This window comes from Methyloceanibacter caenitepidi (genome assembly GCF_000828475.1).
Taxonomy (GTDB): Bacteria; Pseudomonadota; Alphaproteobacteria; order Rhizobiales; family Methyloligellaceae; genus Methyloceanibacter; species Methyloceanibacter caenitepidi.
Window position 1 is genome coordinate 138,188 of record NZ_AP014648.1, and the last position, 13,187, is coordinate 151,374.

At 61.0% G+C, this 13,187-nt stretch carries 6 protein-coding genes; all 6 read right to left on the reverse strand.

Annotated features, from left to right (window positions below; translation table 11 throughout):
- Window positions 1-282: 282 nt before the first annotated feature.
- A complete protein-coding gene (treY, locus tag GL4_RS00695) occupies window positions 283-2,988 on the reverse strand; it encodes a malto-oligosyltrehalose synthase (protein ID WP_045363447.1) in 2,706 nt (901 codons plus the stop codon).
- Window positions 2,985-4,814 (reverse strand): malto-oligosyltrehalose trehalohydrolase, encoded by a 1,830-nt coding sequence (treZ, locus tag GL4_RS00700; RefSeq protein WP_045363449.1) that lies wholly within the window; start codon window positions 4,812-4,814, stop codon window positions 2,985-2,987. Before treZ ends, treY begins: the two co-directional genes overlap by 4 nt.
- A 38-nt stretch (window positions 4,815-4,852) precedes the next feature.
- A complete protein-coding gene (gene glgB, locus GL4_RS00705; protein WP_045363452.1) occupies window positions 4,853-7,081 on the reverse strand; it encodes a 1,4-alpha-glucan branching protein GlgB in 2,229 nt (742 codons plus the stop codon).
- On the reverse strand, window positions 7,078-10,449 hold the full coding sequence (treS, locus tag GL4_RS00710) for a maltose alpha-D-glucosyltransferase (RefSeq protein ID WP_082025374.1): 3,372 nt from the start codon (window positions 10,447-10,449) through the stop codon (window positions 7,078-7,080). The genes glgB and treS overlap by 4 nt, the downstream gene beginning before the upstream one ends.
- On the reverse strand, window positions 10,446-12,488 hold the full coding sequence (locus tag GL4_RS00715; protein ID WP_082025375.1) for an alpha-1,4-glucan--maltose-1-phosphate maltosyltransferase: 2,043 nt from the start codon (window positions 12,486-12,488) through the stop codon (window positions 10,446-10,448). The genes treS and GL4_RS00715 overlap by 4 nt, the downstream gene beginning before the upstream one ends.
- Window positions 12,489-12,812: 324 nt before the next feature.
- A complete protein-coding gene (locus tag GL4_RS00720) occupies window positions 12,813-13,139 on the reverse strand; it encodes a potassium channel family protein (RefSeq protein WP_045363455.1) in 327 nt (108 codons plus the stop codon).
- Window positions 13,140-13,187 lie beyond the last annotated feature (48 nt).

The following is a 13,187-nucleotide window of genomic DNA, read 5'->3' on the forward strand; positions in this document are numbered from 1 at the left end:
CGAACGGAATCAGACTTTTGGCGACTACGCATCACAAGCCGACACGAGAATCTCAGAACTCGAAAACCGTTGAGCGCGTGAGCGTTCCGAGGGTTCGAATCCCTCCCTCTCCGCCAGCAAGCCGCAGAAAACATGGCTTTTCAGCGATCCCCCCTGTAGATTTCCTCGCCGCTTCATCTAGACTAATAGTTGCATTCGCGCAGGATTGTAGCCGAGTGGCCGAAAGGCGACCTCGTCAAGTAGACCGACTCTTCGTCCGTCGCACGGTATTAGGGTGGAACCCTAAGATTCAAAGTTGGCTAGGATTGCGACTGGAAAATACCGCAGCAGATCCCCGAGGGAAAGGTGGTCCTGCGAGCCATGCGTCTCGCGGGTGACGATGTTGTGCCAGTCACTTCCCAACAGGCCAGGTGTCATTGATACCGCCGTATCGCCCCAACGGTCCCACGGTACGAGCGGCTGACTCTCTCCCGAAAGAAGATGCAAGGGGGTTCGCGGAACGACAGTAACGACGGCACGTCCAGAGAAGTGACGCGCATAGGCCAGGATATTCGCGGCCGCGACGCCTTCCGCGCGAAGCGGTAAGTACGCGCCCCCTGTAAATAGATCCTGGGCGTCGGCACGAAGTTTAAGGCCTGCGTGAAGAAGCATCATCTTGACCGCGCCCGATCGCCAATCGGCCAGCAACGCGCTCGGCGCCCCATCGCACAGCGCCTTCTGCAGCGCCCTGCACTGGTCATAGTCGATGGGCCGCCGATTGTCGGGGTCGACCAAGCTCAATTCCCAAAGCTCCGAGCCCTGATAAATATCGGGCACACCCGGAGCGGTCAGCTTGATGGCTGTTTGAGACAGGCTGTTCACCGCCCCTGCCAGGAAAATCGGCCCGCACATGGCGACAAAATTCTGCAAGAACGGCCCAGCCCTGGCCGGATCTAAAGCCGCACGGGTAAACGCCTCGACCGCGGCCTCATACTCGGCGTCCTTTGCTGTCCAACTCGTATATGTCTTGGCCTCACGGACAGCTTTCAGCATGAACGGGGCCATACGATCGGCGAGAGCTGTGAGGCCGGCCTGGTCGTCCCAGGCAAGATCGGCCGGCCACGCACCTGCAAGCGCCTGATAGAACAGCCACTCGACTTCCGGCTCCGGCATGGCCTGGTCGTCCGAGGACGTGCGGAAATCCGCATTCAATGTCGTCCATCGACGGACCGCCGCCGCCCAGGCTTCCGGCATCTCACTTAGACTGTAGAGCCTCGCCCGCGCATCTTCGCCCCGCTTGGTATCGTGCGTCGATGTCGTGCTCAGACCTGCCGCTTGACGCCGCAAGCGCTGCGCCATGGCTGAATGAAAATCCTCCAGAGGCGCTCCGAAGCGGTCGGGCTCCCCGCCAACCTCGTTCAAGGCAATTAGCCGGTTGTAACGGTAGAACGCCGTGTCCTCGAGCGCCTTTGCCATCACGGGGCCGGTCGTCTGCTGGAAGCGCACGGCAAACTCCAGTGCCAGCGCCTGATCCTCCGGCGACTCAAGATCGAGTTCGAGGATGCGCCGAAGAAAATCGATCGCCTGCTCGTCTTCGACTTGGCGCGATGCTTTTGCCTTGTCCGCCGCGGCCGCCAAAATCGCCCGATCCTCGTCCTGGGCGCCCGAGACGTCCACATAGGTCCGGTAGACCGGCAAAGCGGCCGCCAGTTCGATGATCGCGCGGCGCAGCGTGTCGTTGCCGAAATCACGGCTCTTCAGACCGCGAACGGCTATGGCGCCCGCCATGTCTTTCAGGTGTTCAAGTTCGCCGGCAAGATTGCGGATCAAGATCATGCGCTTCGCTTCGAGAATCAGCGCTTCGTAATCCACCTGCTCTTGCAGAAAATCGTTGTAGGCGTGCGTCATGCCGTCGGCGCCGCGCGGGTCCGTCAACATCTCCGCAAGAGTGCGAATGAACTCATACCCCGTCGTACCCGCAACCGGCCAGTCGGCGCGCAGGTCCTCGTCCACACCGAGTATCTTCTCGATCACGATGTAGAACGGGTCTGTTTCCCCAACGATCTTTTGCAGCCTCTCGAAATAGGCTTTTGGATCGGCGAGGCCGTCGATGTGGTCGAGACGCAGGCCGTCGATCTTGCCCGCTTCGATCAGTTCGAAGAGCCGTTCATGCATCTCTTCGAAGACTCGTGGTCGCTCCTCCTTGATGCCGACGAGATCCGTGATCTCAAAGAAACGGCGATAGGTCAGCGTCTCGCGCGCCGCACGCCAAAGTGTAAGACGCCAGACCTGCATCTCATGGAGTTCGTGGAGCGCTTCGATATCGGCGGCGACGTCGCGCAGCGCCATCTCAATAGCCTGCTTCGTATCTTCGTCTTTCGCGGCCTCCGCAAGTTCCAGTTTGAGCTCATTGGATGTCTGCGGCGTCGCAACCGCGAAACGCCGCGCCCATTCGGCAAAATCCTCGCGGTCGGCCCGCATGAGCACCTGTGCGTAGGACGTGGGCGTAAGCGGCAGCTTGAGTTCATAGTAGGTGAAGGTCAGGCCGCCATCACGCGGGTCGAAGCTTAGGCGGAATTGTCCCGCTTCGAGCGCCTCGCCATAGCTGGAGCCCAGCGCCGGGACCAGCAGCTTAGGCGCCTCCCAATCGATGTCGAAGAACTGGGCGCAATCGCTGGCCTCGCCCCATTCGAGGACATCCCGCCAATACGGGTTGTACGTCGAAGCGCTCATATGATTGGGGACGAAATCGAGGACGATACCGATGCCCTCCGCGCGCAGCGCTTCCACCATGCGGTCGAAGCCTTCATCTCCCCCGAGGTCTGGGTCGATGACCCGATTGTCGACGACATCGTAGCCGTGAGTGGAGCCGGGCTCGGCCTTGAAGATCGGCGCCGCATAGAGATGACTGATGCCGAGCCGTGCGAGATAAGGGGCAAGTTCAGCCGCGCGATCGAAGGTCATACCGTTGCGGAATTGCAGACGATAGGTAGCCGTGGGGATGATCATTGCGGTTCCCGGATGCGAACAGCGACGGACCAGGCAGGCATCGCACCATCGCGCTTACCTGCATCTCCGTCCGCACGCGCGTAGATAAGGTCGCCTGCCGTTGCACGCTCCCGGATTTCCTCTGGCGGCATCCACGGCATATCGCTGAGATTGGCGGCCATCGTCAATGTGCCACCATCCGGCAATTTCCATGACACGGACAGCCCTTGTCCGTCCGCGGCGAGCACGGTGCCGGCTTTGCCGGGAATGCTCGATATCAGAGGGGCAATCCTTTCGCGCCGGACGTTGAGAAGATGCGACACGAAAGCAAGGCGCTCTTGGTACGGCGCGTGTACCGTCTTGGCCCAATCGAGCTGCGATGCTTCGAACGTGCTCATCGCATTCGGATCGGGAATTTGCTCCCGGCTCTTTGGGTCGGCGAAGATACGCCACTTGCGAAATTCGTTGCGCCGTCCCTCGCGGACTTGCGCCGCCAGATCGCCTTCGAAATCCGTGAAGTATTGGAACGGCCGCGTTTCGCCCCACTCCTCGCCCATGAAGAGCAGCGGCGTCTGCGGAGCGAGTAGCAAAATGGCGGTCAACGCCTCGATGGCGTCAGGTTCGGCGAGGCTCGACAACCGCTCCCCGAAGGCGCGGTTACCGGCCTGATCGTGATTTTGAAGGAAGTCAACAAAGGCGGCTGGGGGCAGGCAAGCGCTCGGTTCACCGCGCTTCTTACCGTCGCGAAAAGGCGACGGCTCGCCCTGGTAAACGTATCCTTCCGCCAACGCACGGGCGAGATCGGCAACGGGGGCGTCGATATAGTCCTGATAGTAACCGTCGGATTCCCCAACGGCGATCACATGAGCGGCGTGATGGAAATCGTCGTTCCACTCTCCCGAATAGCGTTTAGCGACGCCGTCCGTTCGCTCCGTCAAGAAGGTGACATTGCGCTCGTCTTCGGTTGTCAGGTGCACATGGCGATCCGTGATGCGGCTGCGCACCGTGTTAGCGATATCCAAGAGCAGGCTGTCGTCGCGAATCTGATCGACCGCATCGAGGCGCAGCCCGTCGAAGCGGTACTCCTCAAGCCAATAGAGTGCATTCTCGACAAAGTAGGCGCGAACAGGCGGGCGCTCATAGGCGATGGCGGCGCCCCACGGCGTATGGCGGGTGTCGTCGAAGAAGTCCGGCGCATAGGAATGGAGGTAGTTGCCGTCGGGTCCGAAGTGATTATAGACCACGTCGAGGAAGACCATCAGGCCGCGCGCGTGCGCGGCATCGACGAGGTGCTTCAGCGCTGCCGGGCCGCCATAGGCGAGGTGTGGCGCGTACATCAGGACGCCGTCATAACCCCAGCCGCGATTACCGGCGAACTGGGCGACAGGCATGAGTTCCAGCACGGAAACACCCAACGCGACCAAATGATCGAGCTTGCTCTCGATTCCGCCGAAGGTGCCGTCAGCCGTGAACGTACCCGTATGCAGTTCGTATATGACCGCGTCTTCCCATGGCCGGCCACGCCAGTCGGGGATTCGCCAGTCATAGGCGCGCGGGTCCACGAGCTTCGATGGTCCGTGAACGTCATCGACCTGCGCCCGCGCCGCGGGATCCGGCACGCGCATGCCGCCGGGAAGCTCGAACAGGTACCCGTCGCCGGGCTTCACCAGATCCGTGGACAGCTCAAACCAGCCGTCACCGGCGCGTTCCATGTCCTGCGCCTTGCCGCTCGGCATGGCAACGAGCGACACAGTCTCGTGCGCTGGCGCCCAAAGACGAAACCGCGCGCCGCCGGCGGGCAAGATCTCAGCGCCCCAACTTCGCTCACGGGCGAAATTTGTGTTCATTGATTTTCCGCGTTTTTGCAGCGGCTCATAGAACGGTCTCACGCATCGGCGTGCTCGAGCACGATTGTGGCCAAGGGCGGCACGGTGATCTCCACGGAGTATGGTCTTCCATGCGCGCTTTGTTTCTGTGCGTCGACGGCTCCGAGATTACCGACATTGGAGCCGCCGTAGGTTTCGCTGTCGGAGTTCAGCCTTTCGATCCAGCGGCCGCCTGCGGGAACGCCGAACCGGCGGCCGTGGTGAACCTGGGGCGTGAAGTTGCAGACGACTAGACCGCTTCCGCTTCCCGCCTTGCCCTTCCGGATGTACGACAGCAGGCTTTGCTGCGTGTTGCCGCCATCGACCCACTCAAAGCCCGACGGCTCGCAGTCAAGCTCGTGCAAGGCCGGCATCGAACGGTAAAGCTTGTTCAGATCACGCACCAACGACTGAATGCCGCGATGAGACGGGTCCGCGAGCAGATGCCAATCGAGCGACTGGTCGTGGTTCCATTCGCGTTCCTGACCGAACTCGCCACCCATGAACAGCAGCTTCTTGCCGGGATGGGTCCACATGAACGCGAGATAGGCTCTGAGGTTTGCGAACTTCTGCCACCGGTCGCCCGGCATCTTCGCGAGCAGCGATCCCTTGCCGTGGACAACCTCGTCGTGGCTCAGCGGCAGAATGAAATTCTCCGAATAGGCGTAAATGAGCCCGAAGGTCATCTCGTTGTGGTGGTAGCTGCGGTACATGGGATCGCGCGCCATGTAGGACAGCGTGTCGTGCATCCAACCCATGTTCCACTTGAAGCCGAAGCCCAGACCGCCGACGTCCACCGGCCGGGATACGCCCGGCCATGCAGTTGATTCCTCGGCCACGGTGATCGTGCTTGGGAAGTCGCCGTAGGCATGGGTGTTCATATCGCGGAGGAAACTGACCGCTTCGAGATTCTCACGGCCGCCATGGACATTCGGCACCCACTCGCCCGGATCACGGCTGTAGTCGCGATAAAGCATGGAAGCCACGGCATCCACACGAAGGCCGTCGACATGATAGCGGTCGAGCCAGAACAGCGCGTTCGACTCGAGGAAGTTCGCGACTTCCTGCCGGCCGAAATTGTAGATCAGCGTATTCCAGTCCTTGTGGAAGCCCAGCCTGGGATCCTCGTGCTCATAGAGCGCGGTCCCGTCGAAGCGCGCCAAGCCGTGCGGGTCGCTTGGAAAATGCGCCGGCACCCAGTCGACCAGGACGCCGATGCCGTTGGCATGGCAACGGTCGACGAAGCGCGCAAAACCGTTCGGATCCCCGAACCGGGAGGTGGGGGCAAAGAGTCCGACGGGCTGATACCCCCACGAGCCCGAGAATGGATACTCGCTGATCGGCAAGAGCTCGATATGGGTGAAACCAAGATCGCGCACGTACGGAATGAGTTCGTCCGCCAGTCGATCGTAGTGGAGGAAGCTGTTGCTCTCGCCACGGCGCCAAGAACCGAGATGCACTTCGTAGATGGATATTGGTCCGGAACGGTCCTGGAGTCCTCCTCGGGTGGATACCCATTCATCGTCGCCCCAGTCATGGGAAACGAGCCCATGCACGCGCGAGGCCGTGGAAGGCGGCACCTCGGCGGCAAAGGCCAACGGGTCGGCCTTCAGGGGAAGCTTCGTGCCGTCGACGCCGATGATCTCATACTTGTAGCTCGCGCCACGCTGGACGCCCGGAATGAACAGCTCCCATACACCAGCCTCATGACGCTTGCGCATCGGATGGCGCCGGCCGTCCCATCCGTTGAAATCGCCGACCACGCTGACGCGGCGCGCATTGGGAGCCCATACGGCAAAGACGACGCCCTCGGCCCCCACCAAGGTGACGGGATGCGCGCCGAGCTTTTCATAAAGGCGGCGATGCGTGCCTTCCGCCAGAAGATGCACATCCAACTCGCCCAGGAAGAGCGGGAAGCGATAGGCGTCTTCTTCTTCCCATTGCGCCTCGCCGTGCGTGAAGCGCAGACGATAGGGTGTGTCCACCGAGGCGCCCTCGATCAGTCCGGCAAAAAAGCCGTCGTCGTGCAGCTTCTCGAGCGCGGCGAGTGCGCGGCCGCTTTCGTCCAGGACGTCGACACGCTCGGCGGCAGGCATCATCACCCTTATGGATACGCCGTCGCCGCAAACATGCGGGCCGAGTACCGCGAAAGGATCGCCGTGCCGGGCGGCGGCGATTGCGTTGATCTCCGCCTGCTCGGGACGCCAAGCAAGTTTGGTTGACGCGTCGTTCGTCGAAGCTTTGGTCATATTTGATAAGCTCTCGTCCCAGTCAGCAAATCGACCACATTGCGCAAGGGGATCGACAGCCAATGCGGGCGATTGGCTGCCTCATACGCGATCTCGTAGAACCCTTTCTGCAACAGGAAGAGGTCGAGCAGGCTTTCAGCCGCTTGCCGGTCCTCGGGACAGATTTGTGTCCCTTGAACGGCATCGAGATAGGCGCTCAGAAAGTCCCGGCTGGCCCGGTTGCGCCAGGCCGTAGCCACCGCCACCGCATGGTCTGGCAACTCGCCTTTCCGCGTGGCAAAGCGATCGACGGCGGCAGAAGCCACATAGTCGATCGAGCGCAGCATACCGGCAACGTCGCGCAACGGCGAACTCTTCTCGCGCCGCTCGGCAAGGCTCCGGCGCGGTTCGCCTTCGAAGTCGATGATGATCACATCGTCCTTGGAGACGAGCACTTGGCCCAGATGGTAGTCGCCATGAATGCGCGTCTTGATGCCGAGTGGCGCCGTGGCGTCGATTGCGGCGATGCGGTCATCGAGCGCCTCTCGCACGCCAAGCAAGGTCGCCACATGATGGCGCGCCGCCTCGGGAAGCGACACCATCCTTCTTTCCAGTTCCCCGAGGACACGGCCTGATTCGTCACGCAGCGTTTGAGCCCATCTCGAAATGTCGTCCTCTGAAATCGGTTCACTGGCAAAGGCCGGGTCGTCGGTCGGCGTTGCGAACGCCCGATGCATCTCGCCCGTTCTCTTGCCGAGCCGCACGGCGAGATCCAGCGGGAAGGTGTACAGCCGCTCCAGATCGCTCTCGACGGTCGCCTTCTTGTCCTGGCGCAACGTGAGATCCTCGAGCGACCGGTCGAGTCCATCAACCAAAGCCGTCCACGCATCGCCCTGGTTCTGCACGAAGGAAAACGCGATCGCCAGCGCGGTATGCTCGCCTGTATCGGTCACGTATTCCACCGCACCGAGAAATTCCGGTGTGTTGGGGTAGCGGGCAACCTCGGTAAGAAAGCGGGCAATCTCGAGTTCGGGCTGCGTACCGGCGCGAAGACGACGGTAGATCTTGAGCATGATGCGTTCGTCGATGATGATCGACACATTGCTTTGCTCGCCGCCGACCGCGCGGATCGGGGCGTCCTCCGGAAGAGGCACCCAGTCCGGACCTGCGGAGAACACGACCTTCCCGTTCTCCGCCTCGATGATGTTGTTCTCACCCATCGCCCAAGCGACATCGCGAATAAAGTCCTGGTCGTTGGCGGCATCGATCAGGGCGCCGACTTTCGAGCCCGACCGCAATTTGGCGAGGGTAAAGGGCAGCAACGGCGCGCCGACCCGCACGTTATCGCTCCCCCATTTGGCCGAGAACGGCAGGAAGTAAGCCTGGCTATCACTCTCCGCCATCGACGCCGCGCAGACGGCCAGCGGGTAGCTGCCGCGCGCGCCTTCGAACGTCGCCAAGGGACGCGAGTCGAAGCGAAGCGACGTGGCATCCTTTGCGCCGAACCACCGTTGCCGCGCGACAAAGCCGGGCAACACGTCCTGCTCCATGAGTCTCTTCTGGCGATCGGTGAAGAGGCTCTGCCAGCCATCCGACGCAATGAGCGTGATGTAATCCGGCGCGACTTCCGGCGGCGCTACATGCCAGCGCGGTTCCTCTTCCTCTCCTGCGAGGATGAACCAGTAGAAGCCGTAGGCCGGCAGCGTCAGCATGTAGGTCAGATCGCCGATAGGCGGAAAGGCCGAATTGCCGGTCAGTTCGACCGGCACCGCGCCGGCATGGGCGGACAGATCGAGCTCTACGGCTTGTGCGGAGCGCGCGAGGTTGAACACGCAGAGCAAGGTTTGCCCCTCATGCTCCCGCAGGTATGCCAAGATCTTCCGATTGCGCGGATAGAGAAAGGTCAAGCTCCCGCGACCGAAGGCGGCGTGCGTCTTGCGCACCTGGATCATCCGCCGCGTCCAGTTCAACAGAGACGATGGGTCCCTTTGCTGGGCTTCGACGTTGATGGTCTGGTAGCCGTAGTTGGCGTCCATGATCGGCGGCAGATAGAGCTGTTGCGGATCGGCTTTCGAGAATCCGCCATTGCGATCGGCGGACCATTGCATGGGGGTCCGCACCCCATCCCGGTCGCCGAGATAGAAATTGTCGCCCATGCCGATCTCGTCGCCGTAGTAGAGCACAGGCGTCCCGGGCATCGACAGCAGCAAGGCATTCAGCAACTGGATCTTGCGCCGGTCGTTCTCGAGCAACGGTGCCAGGCGGCGGCGGATGCCGAGATTGATCCGGGCACGGCTGTCGTTGGCATAGGTGCGCCACAGGTAATCGCGCTCGTCGTCCGTCACCATCTCCAGCGTGAGCTCGTCGTGATTCCGCAAGAAGAGCGCCCACTGCGCGCTGTCGGGAATTTCCGGCGTCTGCCGCAAAATATCCGTGACCGGATGGCGATCCTCCTGAGCCAGCGCCATGTACATGCGCGGCATCAGCGGAAAATGGAATGCCATGTGACACTCGTCGCCATCGCCGAAATAGGGATGCGTATCCTCGGGCCATTGATTGGCTTCGGCGAGGAGCATGCGATCTGGGTACTGCGCGTCGACCTCCGCACGGATGCGCCTCAAGATCGCATGGGTCTCGGGGAGGTTCTCGTTGTTGGTCCCTTCGCGCTCACAAAGATACGGTACGGCGTCGAGCCGCAGGCCATCGACGCCAAGGTCGAGCCAGAAGCGCATGACATCGATGATCTCTTCGAGAACCTTGGGGTTGTCGAAGTTGAGATCGGGCTGGTGCGAATAAAAGCGATGCCAGTAATAGGCGCCCGCCTCTTGGTCCCACGCCCAATTCGACGTCTCAGTATCCAGAAAGATGATCCGTGTACCGCCATAGCGCTTGTCGGTGTCGCTCCACACATAGAAATCGCGTTCGGGCGACCCAGGCGGCGCCTTGCGGGCCGCCTGAAACCAGGGGTGCTGATCGGATGTGTGGTTGACGACAAGCTCCGTGATCACCCGGATGCCACGCCTGTGGGCCTCCGCGATGAAAGCCTTGAATGCGTCCATATCCCCATACGAGGGATTGACGTGGCGGTAATCCGAGATGTCGTAGCCGTCATCGCGAAGCGGCGAAGGATAAAAGGGAAGCAGCCAAATCGTCGTGACGCCGAGAGACTCGACATGGTCGAGCCGCTGCATCAGACCCTCGAAATCCCCGATGCCGTCGCCGTTGGTGTCCTGAAACGCCTTGACATGCAGTTGGTAGATGATCGCGTCTTTGTACCAGTCCGCTGCCGCAAGATCGATCGCCTGCGTCTCCTCGCGCTCGGTCTCCGGCGCCGATGGCACCTCGATCGGCGCGTCGACTAGCGCCTCGGATGTTTCTGCCGTGCTCATTTGCCCCCCTTTGGATGGAGGCGCCAGATCGCGTAGGGCCGTTCGGCTGGATCCAACAGCACATGCTGTATCTTGCCGGACCATATGAAGCGCTGGCCTGTCACCAGATCCTCGACTCCGATATCGGACTCATCCGGCAGACCGAACTCCCACAGCGGCACCTCGAAGTTTCCGCCTTGGGCATTGTGCGGATCGAGATTGACCGCGAATAGGAGAAAGTCCGAGAGGTCGTCGGTGAATTTGCCGTAGTACAGAATCTGGTCGTTCCACAAATTGTAGAAGTTGAGGTTCGTGAACTGCTGAAGAGCCTTGTGCTCGTGGCGCAATCGATTGACGAGGGTGATGTCGGCGCGGATGTTCCCCTCGCGGTCCCAATCCCAGGCCACGATCTCGTATTTCTCGGAGTCGAGATATTCTTCCTTACCGGGCACGGCACGCGCTTCGCAGATCTCAACGCCATTGTAGATGCCGTAGTTGCCGGCGAGCGTCGCGGCGAGCAAGACACGAACCTGAAAGCCGGGCCGGCCGCTCGTCTGCAGATAGGGCGGGTTGATGTCAGGCGTATTGACGAAGAAATTCGGCCGGAAATACTCCCGCATGGCGCTTTTCGTCAGCTCGCTCGCATAATCGATCAACTCCTGCTTCGAGTTGCGCCACGTGAAATACGTGTACGACTGCGTGAACCCGAGCTTGGCCAGCCGCTTCATCGGAGCGGGCCGCGTGAATGCCTCCGACAGGAAGATCACGTCCGGATATTTGTCCTGAACCTCGCGGATCATCCACTCCCAGAACGGAAACGGCTTCGTGTGCGGATTGTCGACCCGGAAGATCCGGACGCCCTTCTCCGCCCAGAAGAGCACGATGTCGCGCAAGGCAAGCCAAATCGACGGAAAGGCATCGCGATAGAAGTGAACGTTGACGATGTCCTCATATTTCTTCGGGGGATTCTCTGCGAACTTGATGCTGCCGTCAGGGCGCCAATCGAACCACTCCGGATGCTCTTTGATCCATGGATGGTCGGGTGAACACTGGATCGCGAAGTCCAGTGCGATCTCGAGACCATGTGCCTTGGCCTCCTGAAGAAGACGCTCGAACGCGGCGAATGTTCCGAGCTCTTTGTGTATCGCGTCGTGTCCGCCATCTTCGGATCCGATGGCATAGGGGCTCCCAGGATCGTCTGCCCCCGGGGTCAGTGAGTTGTTGCGTCCCTTGCGGTTGGTCTTCCCGATCGGGTGGATCGGCGGGAAGTACAGGACGTCGAAACCGAGATCGCGGACATAGGGAAGCCGCTCAATGACGTCGTCGAACGTGCCATGACGTTCGGCGTCGCCGGACTGCGAGCGCGGAAACATCTCGTACCAGGCGCTGAAGGCTGCACGTTTGCGGTCGACCCAGACAGGCAGAACCTTGCTGTAACCCGTGACGTTGGTGCGCGGACCGGCCTTTGCATAGAGATCCTGCACCGGCGCGGCCGTGAGACATGCGAGCCTGTCGGCATCGGTCTTGGCGAGGTCGAGCGTTTTGAGCACAGCCTCGAGCTCCGCCCGCTCCGCCACGGCCCCGCGATCCGAGCGCATGGCCGCCTCGATCAGGTGACGGCCCTCGGTCAGTTCCAGCGGGATCGGCTGGCCTGCATCATGCTTCTTCCCGACCTCGTCGCGCCAGGTGGCATACAAATCGCGCCAAGCAACGATCGTGTAAAAATAACGTCCGTTCCGGGAAAGCGGGAGTTCAACCCTCCAGCGGTCGTTGCCGAGGAACTGCATCGGCAGTTCGCTCCAATCCTGCTCGGCCTCGAAGCGGTAACGCAACCCGGCGTCGATCTTGTCATGGCCGTCGCAGAAGATGTCAGCTTCGATCGTCAAGACGTCTCCGACCACGCGCTTGACGGCAAAACGGCCCCCATCAAGCTCGGGCGTCACGGCTTCGATGGCAATCCTGTCGCTGACGGCGTGTTGCAGCCGATCATCGTCGAAGGTCTGCTGGGTCGACGCAGAACTTGGCGTTTTCTTCAGATCCCGGGCAGTCCAGTCAGCCATCGCGCCTCACAATCGTGTTCTGTGTTCAATTGCCAAAACGGCTAAGCTTTGCCTCGATGCCCACGTATCGACCCGCGAGCCCGCACAATTCATGCTCGCGCCAAGCGCGCCCGGCAATCCGCAGTCGGGCGCCGGGTCATGTGACCATCGAGAGAATTCTCGCTCTACACCGACGATCACTGTGCTCCCGAAGAGCCGGATGGGCGACGAGATGCGCATTGATGGCCTAGACGGGGTCCGCATGGCACTTCATCGTCTAAAGTGGCTCTAGTTCCGATTCGTACGTCATGAGCCCCCGTGCCGTCGAGGGTTGCCCGCGCGATTTTAAAGGTCCCTTTTCTCCCCAACAGTCTTACCGAGTGCCCGGGTTGCAACTGCAACGAGGATACCGAAGAAAATGAGGCCGATGAGGCCAACAAGTACGCTCACGACTCGGCTCGATATCGTTGTCGGAACAACGTCGCCGTAGCCAACAGTGAGGCCAGTGATCATGGTGTTGTCTCCATCAGTACAGATCGCATTGTCTTTCACACCGCCGATAACGTTGGCTTTGTAGGTGGAAAGCGTGTTGACCCCGATGTGAGAAACTGTCGCCGACCCCTGAACACTGCCAGGAAAAATCGGGCGTCCGTGGAATGATTTCTTAGCCATCTGAGGGCTCCTGCTCCAGGTCTTGATTGAATTGGTGCTTTTGGCAAG